This is a genomic window from Bacillus sp. FJAT-42315, assembly GCF_002797375.1.
In the GTDB taxonomy this organism is placed as follows: Bacteria; Bacillota; Bacilli; order Bacillales; family Domibacillaceae; genus Bacillus_CE.
Genome location: NZ_KZ454941.1, coordinates 917226 through 932700, shown reverse-complemented (window position 1 = coordinate 932700; position 15475 = coordinate 917226). Strand labels below are relative to the sequence as shown.

Below are 15475 nucleotides of genomic sequence, written 5' to 3'. Positions count from 1 at the left end.
CACCTATATCCGCTCTAATAATTGGCTGAACTTTTTCGGGCTCATTATTTCGTGAGTAATAAATTTTCCGTTTATAAACATTGAAATTGTTTGCAGGGATATATTCTATAAATACTTTTGCTCGTTCGTTTAACCGATAAAAGACCAAACCTTCTTCCATTCGTTCTAACAGCCACTGCTTCTTTTCAGTTACTGCAGAAGCATATTGCTTCGCTCCTAATGCACAACACATATGTTCATTTTCTATATTGTTTTTTGTAATTTGGATAAAACTCAATTGAATTCCCCACTGATTGAAGTTTCACTTTATCGCAATATAAATATCCACTTGCGCTTCTTCCGGGTTGGCACATCTTTCGTCGTATATTTCAAAATCACCCGTATACGTTCTTTCAACTTCAGAGCTGGCGAACCAAGCCCAAATATGTTGCCACGCCTTGATGACCACTTCAACCATTGGACCTTTTTCAGATGTGAACACCATATATTTGGATGCTGGAATGATCTTCACACTCAGCCCCTCTGAAACAACGCCATTTGACAACACTTCCATTCCAATTGTCAGTGAATACTCTCCATTCACATCCGTTGCATAGTCTGAATACAAACCATATGTAGCAGTTGGCTTTACTAGATTCGCCATTTGTTCAGGTACCTTTTGTTCATAAAATGCCGACCACAAAGACGGAATCTTCCCTTCAGGCGTCATTTCATCCGCATTGCACGTACGAACGGTTAATCCCATCACTTGAAAAGCTTCTTTCTCAACAATCACAGGTTCAACCGTTTCACTCTTTTTCCATCGCTTTAAGCTCGGTAAAAAAGAAGTTAACATTTGACGTGCTTGCTCTTCTTCCATGCCATCTTCCTTTAAATGAGACACACAGATGTCTATCATTTCTTCTATCGTTAAATCCGGCTGCTTAAATTCCCCAGCTTCATAACAATATATACAGTAGTCTTTACTTAGTTGCCCCTCTTTTTCTGTCCCAACTAACGATTGATCGTTTAATGGCATACCACAACTTTGACAATGATTATTCATTTTTCATTCTCCACCTTTCTATCATTTGTCTTTACTATAGCAAGGCAAACTTGACAACAGTCTGTCATAAAGTGAAAATAAGCCATTAAGCACTCCACTTAATGACTTTTTTCTTTATACAACGCCACAATTTTCTCCGCACGTTCTCTCACAATTTGGCTTATATGATAAGGTTCCATCACTTTGATCCGATGTCCGAAACTCAGTAAGTAACCGTATAGCCATTCATTTTCAGGTAAAGACACTTCAACGATGGAGCGTTCTACATCGACATGTTCGATCCCAAACATTTCTTCCATCGTTGCCACTATCTTTGGATCAAATGACAACGTAAGATGAACTAAATTTTGTGGTTGCTGCCATTCTTTATCCCATGGCAGGTCTGCTAACTGGAGCGGCTTTTTTTCAAATAGTTCCTCTTCTTCTACGATATCTTTCATCCGAGCGATTTTAAATAAACGGAAGCTTTCTCGTAATCGGCAATAGCCATATACATACCATATCCGTCCTTTTTGTACTAACGTGTGCGGCTCAATTAATCGGCTCGTGATGCTTCCATCGCTAGCCACGTAGTTAAAACGAACACAGTGAGTGGATTCAATTGCTTGTTTCAGTAAAGTGAGCTGTTCTTTTAATACGACATTTTGTCCCCAAGGGCTGAGGTCGATAAATACTTGATCAACAGATTGCCGAACAGTCTCATCCGCCACCCCTGTTAACTTCTCAAGCACGGCTTCAGCATGTGGGTCTTCATAAGAGGTAAGCGCACTTTGAATCGCCACCGAAAGCGAAGCCAATTCGTCTTTTGTTAACACTTGCTGATCGATCCGATATCCTTCCATCAGACTAATGCCGCCGTTCGACCCTTGCTGACTAGTAACGGGGATGCCAGCACAACTAAGCGTATCAACATCCCGGTAAATCGTACGAACCGACACATCAAATAAATCAGCTAACTCTTGCGCCTTCACTTTTTTACGATTGATCAAAATCATGATCATCGTTAATAAACGTTCTACTTTCATCTTTCTCTCCTTTCAAATAACGACAATATTCGAGGAGTGACAGGCACCCGATCATGATGAGCTTGCGAAAAATGGATTTGCTGTCCCACCAGATTTTGTGTTATCGTTGACTATGCAGATGGAAATATATAGGTAAACAATTGGGTTATAGTGAAACGGGTTGGTTTAGAGGCACTAAAAAAATAGCAAGAGGTGAGCAAATTGAAAATTGGACAATCTCCTTTTCAACCAATTATACCGAAACTAGGGAAAAAAGAAAAAATAGCTGATACGGAAGCGACAGTTTTGCAGCAATTAACCGATTCGAAGCAAGCAATAAAGGAAACCGTACAGCGACAAATTGCTGAAATCGAAGAAGCGCGCACGGATATGGGAGAGGATGACCCGAAGGCACAGCGTTTAATTGAAACTTTTAAAAACGGCCAAAAGCTAACACCAGAGGAAATAGCGTATGTGCGTAAAAATGCACCGGGTATCATTGATTACATTGATCGCATTACACGTGAGCGTGAAGTTATTGAACTAAGTATGAAAATGGCACCGACAAAAACAGATGTGCAAATGGTCGCGTTTCGTGCATCGAAGCAAATTGAAAACCATCAAAATCCAGAAGAGCGTGAAATTCGCGCGAAACATTTAGCTGATGCCAAGCACGAGTATGAGCAAACGGATGAATACAAGGAAAAGCCGAATAGTCCGTTAGAAAAACAAGAAAAACCCGCTATGATTAGCTACAAACCAACTCGAAAGCAATCCATCGAAATGGCAAAAATCGCCTATGAACAGGTGACCCCTCAAAAGAGAGAGAACACAATTAAGAAAATAGTCGCATTCATTCATGATTGACATGAATAAAAAAACGACAGCCGCCCCTATGGCAGCTGTCGCTTATTTGCTTAGTGCAAAACGATAGACGTGATTAATGTAAGGTGGCAAAACGGAAATATGGTTTTCCTCTTCATAGCAACAATGTTTCGTCGTTAAATGAGGGATTTTTGCAGACGTTAAACGATCGAACACGATGTTGGCATCTTCAATCATTTGTTGCTTCTCTAAAGCACCAATTCCGATAAATAGCTTCGTCGTGGGAAGGTCTTGCGGAACGTCTTGAAGCATTCGTTCCATCTCTTGTATGAGCGCGCGATTCTTCCACCAAATCGAAGGACTTCCTGCTGCGTATACTTGAAAAGCTTCATATTGATTAAACATCGTATAAAGGACAAATAATCCCCCTAACGAATGACCGAATAACGTCTGTCTCGTCCGATCAATAGAAATGAATCCTTCAACAAACGGTTTCAACTCTTCCTCAATGAATGTGAGAAACGAGTCAGCTCCTCCAGTCTTTGGCCATTCCTTCTCTGTTCGTCGCATCGGGAATTCATGCGGCTCCGCATACGTCGTATAATCATAAAAACGAGCATCGGTATCGAAAGGTTCATCCGTCTCATAACCAATTCCAACAACGACCGCTGGATCTAACCCATGAGGTTTCCGAGATTGCAAACGAACCGTTTCCGTTACCGTTCCAAACACGGAATTGGCATCTAATACATAGATCACTGGAAACCCTTCAGGAGGCGCCTTGACACTGGGCGTCCACATCATCATTCGATACGTACGACCGACTTTACTTTCACAAGTCCATTGTTTCGCTCTCGGAATTTCAAAAGCAGATGACTCCGTTACTTTCATTTTCATATTCTCCTCTACTTCCGGGCTTTAAATAATAAATAAATGAAATAAGGCACACCGATAATCGAGATCACAATCCCAACCGGCAATTCAGCTGGAGCAAAAATCGTCTTTCCGATAAAATCTCCAACTAACACCATAAGCATGCCGATCGCTCCACAAGCCGGAATGATATATTGATATTGAATACCAACTAACCTTCTCGCGATATGAGGAGCAATTAAGCCAACAAAGCCAATACTTCCCGATATGGATACACAGGCACTCACGATTCCGACACAGCAAAGAAGAAAAATCAGTCGTTCACGATCTTTATTTACACCGATGCCTGTGACCGTCACTTCATCCAGTTGCAATAAATTTAGCGCATGCGACCGCCACCAAATAATCGGAACTAAAATGACAATCCAAGGCAATACAGCGAATATATGAGTCCAAGTCGCATGATAAATACTTCCCGTTAACCAAACTGTCGCCATTTCAAAATCCCGCGGGTCCATCTTCAGTGAAACATAAAGAGTAATCGCACCAAATCCTGAGCCGAGGGCGATTCCTACTAAAATTAATCGTTGCGGATCAAGCGAACCTCGATACCTAGCAAAAAGCAACAGTAAGAATGCGGCACCTAAGCCTCCGAGCCAGCCAAAAAGCGGCATCGTCATCACCGATAACAGACTTGCTCCTTTCATCGTTCCTTGGATGAAAAACATACAAAGAACGATCGCCGTTCCAGCTGCTGCATTAATGCCGAGAATACCCGGATCTGCCAATTGATTTCTTGTCACACCTTGCAAAACAGCCCCAGTAATACCTAAAGCGAACCCGACGATCGCTCCGATAATGATCCGCGGCAAACGAAATTCAAAAATGACTAAATCATAATCCGTCACTGACTGCAATCGAAATAACGTGCGAATCGTATCCATCGCTGACACATCAAACGTGCCGTTCGTTACACTGACATACATCACGACGACAGAAAGTATGATCGTCGATAAGAACACACTTAAAAATCGAGTACGATGACCGAGCTTACTCAAATGCTCCTACCTCCTCTCGTTTTAATTAAATAAAGGAAGTAAGGAACACCAAATATAGCAGTCACTACGCCAATCGGTGTCTCAAATGGATGATTCATAAAGCGGCTAATGATATCCGCCCATGCTAAAAACAACGCACCAAAAATAGCGGCATACGGAACAATTATTCGATAATCTTGACCGATAAGAAGCCTCGTAATATGAGGGATAATCAAACCGATGAAGGCAATTTTCCCAGCCATCGCGACCGATACACCCGTTAAAATGACGACACTTAATATGGTCAACCCTTTCATGAGATTAATATTGATTCCTAACCCTTGAGCGACTTCATCACTGAGGGAGATCGCTGTAACCGAACGAGCAACAATAAAAGCTAATATGAGGCCCACGACCGCAAACGGAATCGTCCATTTAATAAGCGTCGGGTCCATTTGGTGCAGCCTTGCGTTGTACCAAAAGCTAATATCTTGTGACACTTGAAAATATGTCGATAATGCTTGAGACACTCCGTTAAGAAAGGTCCCAAGAATCGTTCCTAATATCGCCAACGTTAACGGCGTCATCCCTCCAGGCAACAAACGAGCGATGAAAAAAACTAGCGCCGCTCCTAATGCGGAGCCGATTAACGAAAACGTAATCAATGTCATAGAAGAAGCTTCCGGTATGAAAATCATCGATAATGTAATGACAAATACCGATCCATCTGCCACACCCATAATGGTTGGGGACGCAAGATAGTTTCTTGTCATCCCCTGCATGAGCGCCCCTGAGACAGCCATAAAGGCACCAATTAATAATGCTCCTACGACACGCGGGAAGCGCGATGTTTGAATGATTAAGTGATCCATATTGTCTGAATCAAAGTGAACAAGCGCCTCCCACACCATTCCAAAGCTAATCGATTTCGAACCGTAAGCAATAGATACAAAGATCGTCGCCATGAAAAGGAGACCTAATAAAACAAGATGAACAACCCTGTTTTTCAATAAAGAGCCCATGCTATTATTCCCCTAAATGCTTTTGTACACTTTCTAAAAACTCGATTCGGCTGTAAGCAGGGCCTCCTTCCATTAGAGGATCCACAACGTTTACAAACACTTGATCATTTTTAAACGCATTCGTATTTTGGATAATCGGGTTCTTTTTCAACTCTTCAAATACCTTTTCTTCCTCTGTACCTTCACCTGTAACGAATTGTACAAATAAAGCATCTGGATTCATCGCCGCTAGTTGTTCAACAGAAATTGCTTCTTGTGTTTTCGCTTTGCTGACCTCTGCAGGGACTTCTAAACCAAGCTCACTGTATAATACAGGGTTAAAGTATACATCTTTCGGGTAAACGAATAATTGTCCTTTACGAATACGAATGGCCGCTACTTTTTTCCCTTCAAACTTTTCTTGTAAAGACGTTCTTGCCGCATCCATATCTGCTTCATATTTTGCTAAAATCTTTTCTGCTTCTGCTTGCTTTCCAGTTAATTCCGCCATTAAATTCAAGCTTGCTTCCCAATCTGTTGCAATGTGAGACACTAAAATCGTTGGAGCAATTTTCTTCAACTTTTCGTGTACTTCTTCTGGAAACTTCGTAGAACCTAGAATAATGTCTGGCTTTAATTCTAAAATCTTTTCAAAGTTTGGTTGAATTTTCTCACCGATGGATTCGGCTTGTTTAGTTGCTGAAGCATAAACCTCTGGAAACTTTCCGCCTACCGTTACCGCTCCTGTTAGATCAACTTCAAGCACTGTTGCATCTTCCATCGCTTCCATAGCACCTGTCACAACAACCCGCTCGACATTTTGCGGAACGGTGTACTTTTCTCCAAGATATTCAATCGTTCTAGTTTCACTTCCTCCTGTCTGCTCTGTTTTCTCTTCCTTATTGCCTTCACTCTTGCTTGGCTCGCTCTTTTGGCCTCCTCCACAAGCAGCCAAAACTAGCATAAATAATGCTATTAAACTAACTAGTATAAATTTTTTATTCATTTCCCTTGAACTCCTTCCAGCATCCTAACGATTTTTATTGATAACGATTATCAATATCGATTGTAGCGAATCAGGAATTCTTTCACCATGGAGAAAATCCAGAAAAATCATGGACAATTCACAGGCAAAAAAGTCTGTAACCATTCAATTCCGCAAGCTGCGATTTTTTATGTACATCGAAGGAGATTCTCCAACTTCTTTCTTAAATTTACGACTGAAGTAAAATTCATCTGAATAACCAACTTGATGGGCAATATCTCGAATCGACAGTTGAGCCGTCCCCATTAATCGCTTCGCCTCTTGCATACGTAATTCACTAACATATTTCATCACACTTTTGCCAAATTTCTTCTTAAATAAATCACTGAAATATTTCGGGCTAAGCTCCGCCATTTGGGCAAGTCGATCAATCGTTAAATTTTCCATATAATGTACTTCAATATACTGTTTTGCCCGATCAATTGCTGAGCACGTATGATCTGGCTTCATTTGCGCCATATGATGAATATAGTAAATCAGTCTTAAACACATCAGTTCACAATAAAGTGAGCTTAATCGTCTCTGACTATGCCTGCCTTTATGAAGAGAAGAACAAATAGCAAGCAGCTTATCATCCTCTGGCAAAGAAATTTTTCCCGAATAGAGGAGTGGTTGAGCATCCGTCATCGCGGTTAACGCTCGGCCATTTTGACTTTCCTCATATACGTCGAAATAAACAACATATAGTTCTGCATTTTCAGTCATCGGCGTTGTGACAAACGTTTCATTTGGCTTGCATACAAAAAGTGTATTCTTTTCTAATCTATAAGTTTGAACATCTAATGATAGCTCGATTTCTCCATTCGTTACGACAATGAGCGCATATGAAAAAACGAGTTGTTGCTTTAATTGGCAATCTTCTTCACCCTTTACGAAATCAATGGATCGGAATTTAAAAGAGAGAGCCTCTAAATTCGTACCATTCTCCTCTATCTTTAGCTGTATTTCTCTCATGTTTACACCACCACTTTCATTGATAACGATTATCATTTTTAATTATAACATATATGTCACCCTATTCGGATAAGCGATCAGTCGGTGCATTCAAAATAAAGACCTAGTAGACAAGCATCTATAGCCACTTGTCTACTAGGTCTTTTAATATCTCACTCGATCCCTAAATGCTCACGTAAAGTCTCACCTGTATATTCACTTCTGAACAACCCTTTTTCAACTAACAACGGCATCAGTTCATGGAAAAATAATTCCATCGACTGGACAGAGCCACCCGGAAGAGCAATAAATCCATCCATCGCGCCCGCTTCAAACCACTCGATAATGTCGTTCACCACATCTTCCACCGTACCAACAGCTACCCAATGCGCCGAGCCAACCACTTCTGGTCTCGACAACAATTCTTCCACTGTCGGCTCCTCACGCATAATGAATCGACGCAATAAATCGGCATGTGTCCGACTGCGAACAGGCTGATTCAGATCAGGAAGCAATTCGGACGTTACACGCTTATCTAAAGGCCAGCCGCTCATATCGAGACCTAAAATCGACTGGACCGATACATATCGATGCGCAAGGCTTAAATGAGCATGTGCCTGCCGATGTAGCTCGCGCGCCTCGCTACGTGTCTTCGCTAAGAAGAAGTATAAACCAGGCAACACTCGAATCGCATCTGGATGGCGACCACGTTCCTGCGCCCGTCTTCTCAAATCCTCACGCAATTCAATACCTGAAATTATATCTGGTGTCGCAGCAAAAATTGCATCCGCTACCGAAGCGGCAAAATTCCGACCGGAATCAGACGCCCCTGCTTGAAATAAAGGGATCTCCCCTGATGAATGGGCCGGCAAATTAAGCGGACCTTTCACGCTGAAAAAATCACCCGAATGATCAATCGAAGAAACGAGCTCCTTATTCGCAAATTGCTCCGATGTGCGACGAGCTGTCAGTGCCTCATGTGGATAACTCGCCCATAGCTTGCGTACAACCTCCGTGAATTCATTCGCTTTTCTATACCTTTCTGGAGAAGATGGCATAGGAGCATCACCGAAATTTTCAGCCCCTTCAATGGAAGTGACTATATTCCAGCCAGCGCGTCCGTTGCTGATCCAATGTAACGACTGAAGCTGTCTCGCAACGACATATGGCGGATTAAAAGTCGTCGAAGCGGTCGTAACGAGCCCAATCCGTTCCGTTTCACAAGCAATTGAAGTAAGCAAAAGCGTCGGGTCCAAACTACCGAAACCAGGAGATTTATCCAACACTTTTTGGTTAAGAAATAACGTATCCGGTCTGAAAACAAAATCAAGCTTCGCCTTCTCAGCCATCTTTGCCAGTTCAACGTAGAAATCGGTTGAATATAAGTTCTCTACGTTACTGTATTCCTTGCCTTTCCTCCAGGTTGCTGTCAATGACAACCCGATGCAAAGCTGTCTATTTGTATCCATACGTACCAACCCCTATTAATTGATAACATTTCTCATTATATTGTTGGTAACGCCTCTGAAACCATAGACAAAATCCAGAATGTCTTTGGATGATTTCCGTACTTATTAGCTAAATAATCATGTATATTTACAAAAAAAAACTAAGAAACATAACAATCGTTTCTTAGTTTTTACCCAATTATATTGTATCCTCTCTTTCAATGTTCCGAATGGCCGAATAGGCAATCATCATTCCAATGGCGGCAAGTCCTAATTGAAGAGGAATGAATGTCACCATAGAGAAAGCTGAATTACTTGAAAAAGCAATCGCTACAACGATCAGAGATGAAGCAATCGTGGCCGCAACCGAATATTTACGCATGCCGAAGTACAAGGGAATTAAGCTTGCTCCAGCAGCAGCGATGGCAAAGAAAAGCATGTTAATCGCTTCTTCTAGAAACTGATGAACCGTGACTGAAAACGGAACAATCGGAACGTACATATTGATAATAAAGAATGAACCAGCAACAATCATATTAGATAATAAAATCGTAACAAACGTCATTACCGCTATTACTAATAGTTTACTAGCGATTATTTTCTTTCGACTGACAGGATAAGAGAATAAAATCAAAATCGTTTTATTTCGATATTCTTCAATCACCATTTTCGCAATCAATACAGCAGCAAAGACGATAAACGTTGCTCTCACCATTCCGCCGATTAGTACAAAGACATCTTGATACATCGTGATCATCAAATCTCTTTCTTCTTGTTCTATATACATAATGCAGCACATCAATACAGTCATAATGATGTTGGCAATTACAGCCCCTTTTACATACCATCCAAATTTAAATTTCTTCATTTCTAGCTTTATTAGCTGCAGCATGGACTCCCTCTCCTTCTTTTAAACTTAAACCACATCGATTCGGTCCACTTTACGGTAAGAAAGATAGCCAATCATCATCCCTAATAAACAAAGGGCCAGTGGTATGACAATGAATTCATATAAACTTATATTGCTCACCCCATCAGACACGTTGGCGTTAATTAGAAATCCAATTAATACCGATGTTGTAATCGTTGTAGGAGTTGATTTTTTTCTCATTCCGAAATATAGCGGAACGAGACTAATGCCAGCAACCATAAATGCATGAATAAAAGTCGACGGAACTATCGCAATGATGTCACTCATCTGAACAGGAGTTTCAAAGAATCCTATAATAGGATTGAAGAAAAACGTCAACAAACTAATGATAAAAGTTGAGAGCACGATGCTGAAAAAACAAAAACTAAAGACGATGAATAGCTTTGCTTGCATTAATTTTTTTCGCTCGATCGGATAGGTAAACAGTAATTGCATCGTTTTATTTTTGTATTCATCAATGACTAAGCGTGATAAAAGGACAGCTGAAAAAATGATAAATGTGATTCTAATCAAGATATTTGTTAAAGCCATAAACTCTGCATAATTTGCAAACATTAGATCACTCTCAACTTTAGAACCCCACGCCATCAGACCAACAGCAGCGAAAATTCCTAAAATACAAAACGCTACACTTTTAAAATAACGAGGTAATTGATGTTTTTTCCATTCTAGTTTCACCAGTTTAAGCATGGATTCCCTCTCCATTCATAAGGTTTAGGAAATACTCCTCTAATGAGCTATGCTTCTTATTGATGCTTTCAATCTCGATATCATTCATAATCAGTGTCTTTGAAATTTCTTGCTGGGTAGCTGTCATTTCATAAATACGAATCATTTTATCATTCATGATTTTATAGTTTTTCAGACCTAATTGATGGTCTAAAATATAAACAGCCTTTTTGACATCGTGAACCGTGACTTCGATATACTCGGTTTGTTCACCACTAATGCTTTGCATCGACACTTCTTTGATCAGCTTCCCGTTTTGAATCACTCCAATCGTGTCAGCCATCTGCTCCATTTCTGCTAAAATATGACTAGAAACTAACAATGTAATGCCGTATTCTTTGCAAAGTATTTTAAATAATTCTCTTAACTCTTTAATACCGATAGGGTCTAACCCATTGATCGGCTCATCTAAAATTAATAATTCAGGCTTTGTCGTAATCGCTCTAGCAATTCCTAACCGCTGCTTCATCCCAAGGGAAAAATCTTTTACTTTTTTGTTGTCGACATTATGTAAATTCACAAGATTTAACGCGTGATCAATCGCCGTCTTATCATAGTAGCCCATGTATTCACAATGTAAGTAAAGATTCTCTTTAGCTGTGAGTTTTTCATAAAAGATCGGATATTCAATAATAGTTCCCATTCGCTTGAGCACTTCGTAGGAAGTATCCGTTAATTTCTCACCGAAAATTTCAATATCACCGCTCGTCGACTTGATTAAATTCGTCAGCATTTTCATGACCGTTGTTTTACCAGCACCATTTGGCCCTAAAAATCCGTAAATCTCCCCTTGCTTCACATGCATATTGACCGCGGAAACAACCTCTTTCCCGTCAAACACCTTTGTTAGTTGATTCGTTTTTAATATATAGGACATATTGTTTTCTCCTTTCACTGTATAGTTCAATTGTACGAAGCGAACTTCTCTTTTTTCTTACTCAATCCTTACAAATTTCTTAAGCTCATAGAAAAGCGAAAGGCGACGTTGGAGCTGGACAAAAAAGCGAAAGGCAAGAAAAAAGCTTGCAGAACCTACCTTGTCCACAAGCTAAAACTCCATTCTTTTCAACATGATGGTAAACACGGTTTTCCCGTAAGGTTTACTGGAAAGATGGATTTCTCCACCTAACGCTTCCACAAGCCGCTTCGTAATCGTCAATCCAAGCCCGCTACCTTGGTACAAACGATTCCTTGAATCCTCCAATGTGTACATACGTTCAAATACTTTGTCGATATGAGACTCAGAAATTCCTTTTCCCTTATCCCATATATCAATGCACACCAACTTTTCCTCATTTCTTACGGTCATACCAAGCGTTTTCCCATCTCCTCCGTACGCAATCGCATTCGAAATTAGATTATTTAATATCCGTCCTAACACTTCCTCATTTCCAAGTGCATAGAGAGGCGTTTCCGGTAGATCAATATGAACAGCGAATCCTTTCGTCGTCAGTACATCATAGAAGGATAAAATATTTGCCTGACACACTTCATTCACATTGATTCTCGTTAGCTCGATCCTTTGATCTCCCGACTCCAATTTTGCTAAGTCAAAAAATTTATGAATAAGTTCCATCAGTTCATACGTTTTCAGTTGCACTTTTTTCAGCAATGCTTGCCGCTCTTCTTCAGACAGCGTAGGATCGGTTTGTAATATTTCGATGTACCCAAGAATGACCGTGAGCGGTGTTTTTAAATCATGCGACACATTCGAAAGCATCTTACGCATCGATATTTCTACCTTCGCATGATCCGCATTAGTTTTTTGTTTCGCTTCTAACAAACGATTAATAGCGACCAACAACTTTTGCAGTTCTTGATCATCGGTCACGACTAACAACTTTTCAGCTGTTTGCTTTCCAGCGATTTCTTGCAATTTTTCATATGTATAACGCAACTGTTCATCTTTACTTTTCTGCATCCGATATTGAAAGAAAATCACACCTAGTAGCATGAATATCATCGTCGTTAATAACATAACCATGCTACATCACTTCTAGCTTATAGCCGATTCCCCATAACGTTTTAATATACTGTGGGTTGGACGGATCATCCTCAATTTTCTCTCGCAGCCGTCTCATATGAACGTTAATGACGTTTTCATCACCATAATATTCTTCATTCCAAATCAGTTGATAAATTTGCGCTTTCGTAAATACACGATTGCGATTTTTCATGAATAGCTTCAATAATTCGAATTCTTTAGAGGTAAGTTTGATCACTTCTTCTTTCTTCCAAGCTGTAAAATTGATACTATCTATTTTTAACTCACCAACTTGAATCACTTCCTCTTGTTGCTGCGGAGTGGAATATTGGGTCGAACGACGAATGCCCGCCTTTACTCGTGCGCATAACTCAATCATAGAAAACGGCTTGCAAATATAATCATCGGCACCAAGGCCTAACCCGATTGCCTTATCAACATCTGTATCTTTCGCCGACATCATTAAAATCGGCACAGCACTTCTTTCACGAACCAACCTCACCACTTCTAACCCGTCGATCTTCGGCATCATAATGTCTAAAATGAGTAAATCAAACGACTCTTGTGTAAATTTCAGTAGTCCTTCTTCTCCATCTGAAGCTGTCGTTACGGTAAAACCTTCTTTTGTTAAATAACTGCCTACCATTTCTTGAATCGATTGGTCGTCTTCTACTAGCAATATACGAGAGGACATCTTCTTTTTATCTCCTAACTTTACATATATTAGTATGATTAATTGTACCGTAGGATCGATCACATGTGAATGAATATCCTCCGTCTCTAGTCTGAGTTGAAACTAAACCTCGAGTTCATTGTTTAAACTTGGAAAACCAAATAAAATAGCAGTATAGATTAGAAGGAAAAAACAGAAGTGAGGGAACAACAGTGAAAAATATTATTGCCTTTATTCTTGTCATCTTAGCGTTCGGTACAGCTTTTTATATCTTCAACCAAACTAGAGGATCGACAGAAAACAGTGCCGATTTAACAAAAGACATTAATAAAATTGAATTAAACATGGAAGGTAGCGATACAACGATCATTGCCGAAAAACGCGATGATGTGAAAGCGGATCTTAAAGGAAAAGGAACGCTCTCCGTTCGCGAAAATGGGGATACGATTGAAGTAGAAGTGAAACAGAAATGGTATCAATCATTTTTATCTTTTGGAAAATCAGCGACAGCCACCGTTTATATTCCGGAAGATTACGACCGCGACATGGAATTCAATATCGACGCTGGAAATTTAGTATTTTCAGGTGCATCCGAAGCAAATCCAATGAAGCTCGATACAGTAAATACGGAGATGAATGCGGCAAATGTAGAGTTCAGCCATTTAAACACGGCTCAATGGGTACTAGAGGTTTCTGCAGGCAAATTAACGATTGATTCGTTAACAACGAAAGAAGGTAGCTTTGATGTTAGTGCAGGTGATGTAACACTTACTCGTTACACAGGTCCTCTTGAAGGGGATCTAGCCGTTGGAAATATGGAGGTTGAAATGGAAAAACTCGTTGGTGATGTCCGTTTCGATGTAAACGTTGGAAGCGTCGCGCTTGACCTCCCTGATAAAGCCGATTTTTCATTAAAAGGCCGGTCAGAATTGGGTAATATCTCCTGTGACTTCCCTCTACAAAATCAAGAGAGTCGCACCGGAAATATTTCCGGGAAACACGGCTCCGGGAAATATCAAATGGACGTGTCAGTAGCGGCTGGCGAGATGGAAATTTATTAATGGCAAACGTAAAGCAAGGAGGAAAACTATGAGAAAATTTTTCGTTATTCTCATCATCGTGTTAGCATTAGGCACAGCATTTTTGATAAAAAAAGACCAATCGACAGGAACTCGTGCTGATGTGACCGATCGGATTGATACGATTGAGTTAAATATCGACAGCAGTGATACAACGATCATTTCCGAAAAGCGAGATGATGTGCAAGCTGAGCTTGATGGCAAAGGCACACTCTCCGTCCAAAAAAATGGCGATACCATTGAAGTAGAAGTGAAGCGCAAATGGTACCAGTGGTTTTCATTCTTTGGGGAATCAGACGTCACCGTATATATTCCGAAAGCGTATGAACGCCATCTCGATCTCAACATCGGCTCTGGGAATTTAACGTTTTCAGGTGAATCCGAATCGAAGCCGATGAAGCTAGACCGACTGAATATCGATATGAGTTCAGGCCATATAAAGCTAGCTAATTTAGAAACGACAGAATTTGAACATGACGGTTCCTCTGGGAAATTAACCGTTGATTCACTAACAACAAAAGAAGGTAGCTTTGATATGAGTTCAGGTGATGTAGTGCTTCGAAACTACGTTGGCCCGATTGAAGGCGATCTTTCTTCTGGAGATATGCGCGTAGAAATGGAAAAACTAGTCGGCGATGTCCGTTTTGATTTAAGTTCTGGAAGTGTCAAGCTCGACCTTCCCGATCAAGCAGACTTTACGTTAAAAGGTGAAGCAAGCAGCGGCGACATTTCCTGCCACTTTCCGTTAAAAGATCAAAAAGTCGATGATGGAAATATTGCCGGAAAACACGGTTCTGGGAAATATAAAATTGACGTGTCCATATCAAGTGGAAATGTGGATATTTATTAATAAAACAGCGACCTCTTC

General features: G+C 40.4%; 16 protein-coding genes and 1 pseudogene. 3 read left to right on the top strand and 14 right to left on the bottom strand.

The genetic code is table 11. The annotated features are described in order from the left end of the window. Positions 1-88: 88 nt before the first annotated feature. The 3 genes and pseudogenes from CEF22_RS04285 to CEF22_RS04275 all read right to left on the bottom strand — a co-directional run. A pseudogene (locus tag CEF22_RS04285) lies at positions 89-277 on the bottom strand (GNAT family N-acetyltransferase); the annotation flags it as partial. A gap of 24 nt (positions 278-301) precedes the next feature. Continuing rightward, a complete protein-coding gene (locus CEF22_RS04280) occupies positions 302-1045 on the bottom strand; it encodes an effector binding domain-containing protein (RefSeq protein WP_100401908.1) in 744 nt (247 codons plus the stop codon). 98 nt (positions 1046-1143) lie between these two features. Next, positions 1144-2070 (bottom strand): helix-turn-helix transcriptional regulator, encoded by a 927-nt coding sequence (locus CEF22_RS04275; protein ID WP_100401907.1) that lies wholly within the window; start codon positions 2068-2070, stop codon positions 1144-1146. Positions 2071-2271: 201 nt separating this feature from the next. Between CEF22_RS04275 and CEF22_RS04270 the strand changes: the two genes are divergently transcribed. Beyond that, positions 2272-2916, top strand: a complete 645-nt coding sequence (locus CEF22_RS04270) for a hypothetical protein (protein ID WP_100401906.1) — start codon at positions 2272-2274, stop codon at positions 2914-2916. A gap of 42 nt (positions 2917-2958) precedes the next feature. Here CEF22_RS04270 and CEF22_RS04265 read toward each other — a convergent pair whose 3' ends face one another. The 11 genes from CEF22_RS04265 to CEF22_RS04215 all read right to left on the bottom strand — a co-directional run bounded on the left by CEF22_RS04265 (position 2959) and on the right by CEF22_RS04215 (position 13549). Further along, positions 2959-3765 (bottom strand): alpha/beta hydrolase, encoded by an 807-nt coding sequence (locus tag CEF22_RS04265; RefSeq protein ID WP_100401905.1) that lies wholly within the window; start codon positions 3763-3765, stop codon positions 2959-2961. Between the two features lie 14 nt (positions 3766-3779). Beyond that, positions 3780-4733, bottom strand: a complete 954-nt coding sequence (locus tag CEF22_RS04260; RefSeq protein WP_100403905.1) for a FecCD family ABC transporter permease — start codon at positions 4731-4733, stop codon at positions 3780-3782. A gap of 68 nt (positions 4734-4801) precedes the next feature. Then, positions 4802-5806, bottom strand: coding sequence for a FecCD family ABC transporter permease (locus CEF22_RS04255; RefSeq protein WP_100401904.1), 1005 nt, complete (start codon positions 5804-5806; stop codon positions 4802-4804). A gap of 4 nt (positions 5807-5810) precedes the next feature. Beyond that, positions 5811-6791, bottom strand: a complete 981-nt coding sequence (locus tag CEF22_RS04250; protein WP_100401903.1) for an ABC transporter substrate-binding protein — start codon at positions 6789-6791, stop codon at positions 5811-5813. Positions 6792-6935: 144 nt separating this feature from the next. Beyond that, positions 6936-7784, bottom strand: coding sequence for an AraC family transcriptional regulator (locus tag CEF22_RS04245; RefSeq protein ID WP_198508022.1), 849 nt, complete (start codon positions 7782-7784; stop codon positions 6936-6938). Between the two features lie 152 nt (positions 7785-7936). After that, entirely contained in the window at positions 7937-9232 is a 1296-nt protein-coding gene (locus CEF22_RS04240; protein ID WP_100401901.1) for an NtaA/DmoA family FMN-dependent monooxygenase, read from the bottom strand. Between the two features lie 178 nt (positions 9233-9410). Beyond that, positions 9411-10103 (bottom strand): ABC transporter permease, encoded by a 693-nt coding sequence (locus CEF22_RS04235; protein ID WP_100401900.1) that lies wholly within the window; start codon positions 10101-10103, stop codon positions 9411-9413. Positions 10104-10127: 24 nt separating this feature from the next. Continuing rightward, the gene (locus CEF22_RS04230; RefSeq protein ID WP_100401899.1) at positions 10128-10832 is read right to left on the bottom strand and encodes an ABC transporter permease; all 705 of its coding nucleotides are present in this window, start codon (positions 10830-10832) and stop codon (positions 10128-10130) included. Next, positions 10825-11748, bottom strand: coding sequence for an ABC transporter ATP-binding protein (locus CEF22_RS04225; protein WP_100401898.1), 924 nt, complete (start codon positions 11746-11748; stop codon positions 10825-10827). The genes CEF22_RS04230 and CEF22_RS04225 overlap by 8 nt, the downstream gene beginning before the upstream one ends. Before the next feature lie 171 nt (positions 11749-11919). After that, the gene (locus tag CEF22_RS04220) at positions 11920-12855 is read right to left on the bottom strand and encodes a sensor histidine kinase (protein ID WP_100401897.1); all 936 of its coding nucleotides are present in this window, start codon (positions 12853-12855) and stop codon (positions 11920-11922) included. A 1-nt stretch (position 12856) separates the two neighbouring features. Then, the gene (locus CEF22_RS04215) at positions 12857-13549 is read right to left on the bottom strand and encodes a response regulator transcription factor (protein ID WP_100401896.1); all 693 of its coding nucleotides are present in this window, start codon (positions 13547-13549) and stop codon (positions 12857-12859) included. A gap of 191 nt (positions 13550-13740) precedes the next feature. Here CEF22_RS04215 and CEF22_RS04210 point away from each other — a divergent pair, with 191 nt between their 5' ends. After that, positions 13741-14589: a DUF4097 family beta strand repeat-containing protein gene (locus CEF22_RS04210; RefSeq protein ID WP_100401895.1), complete on the top strand. Its 849-nt coding sequence runs from the start codon at positions 13741-13743 to the stop codon at positions 14587-14589. Between the two features lie 28 nt (positions 14590-14617). Then, complete coding sequence (liaG, locus tag CEF22_RS04205; protein WP_100401894.1) at positions 14618-15457, top strand: LiaG family protein; 840 nt, start codon at positions 14618-14620, stop codon at positions 15455-15457. Positions 15458-15475 lie beyond the last annotated feature (18 nt).

Coding starts and splice junctions, on each gene's coding strand:
- CEF22_RS04215 (WP_100401896.1), bottom strand. CDS start 13,549: ATGTCCTCTCGTATATTGCTAGTAGAAGACGACCAATCGATTCAAGAA.
- CEF22_RS04230 (WP_100401899.1), bottom strand. CDS start 10,832: ATGCTTAAACTGGTGAAACTAGAATGGAAAAAACATCAATTACCTCGT.
- CEF22_RS04255 (WP_100401904.1), bottom strand. CDS start 5,806: ATGGGCTCTTTATTGAAAAACAGGGTTGTTCATCTTGTTTTATTAGGT.
- CEF22_RS04225 (WP_100401898.1), bottom strand. CDS start 11,748: ATGTCCTATATATTAAAAACGAATCAACTAACAAAGGTGTTTGACGGG.
- CEF22_RS04265 (WP_100401905.1), bottom strand. CDS start 3,765: ATGAAAGTAACGGAGTCATCTGCTTTTGAAATTCCGAGAGCGAAACAA.
- CEF22_RS04220 (WP_100401897.1), bottom strand. CDS start 12,855: ATGGTTATGTTATTAACGACGATGATATTCATGCTACTAGGTGTGATT.
- CEF22_RS04275 (WP_100401907.1), bottom strand. CDS start 2,070: ATGAAAGTAGAACGTTTATTAACGATGATCATGATTTTGATCAATCGT.
- CEF22_RS04235 (WP_100401900.1), bottom strand. CDS start 10,103: ATGCTGCAGCTAATAAAGCTAGAAATGAAGAAATTTAAATTTGGATGG.
- liaG (WP_100401894.1), top strand. CDS start 14,618: ATGAGAAAATTTTTCGTTATTCTCATCATCGTGTTAGCATTAGGCACA.
- CEF22_RS04240 (WP_100401901.1), bottom strand. CDS start 9,232: ATGGATACAAATAGACAGCTTTGCATCGGGTTGTCATTGACAGCAACC.
- CEF22_RS04250 (WP_100401903.1), bottom strand. CDS start 6,791: ATGAATAAAAAATTTATACTAGTTAGTTTAATAGCATTATTTATGCTA.
- CEF22_RS04245 (WP_198508022.1), bottom strand. CDS start 7,784: ATGAGAGAAATACAGCTAAAGATAGAGGAGAATGGTACGAATTTAGAG.
- CEF22_RS04280 (WP_100401908.1), bottom strand. CDS start 1,045: ATGAATAATCATTGTCAAAGTTGTGGTATGCCATTAAACGATCAATCG.
- CEF22_RS04260 (WP_100403905.1), bottom strand. CDS start 4,733: ATGTATGTCAGTGTAACGAACGGCACGTTTGATGTGTCAGCGATGGAT.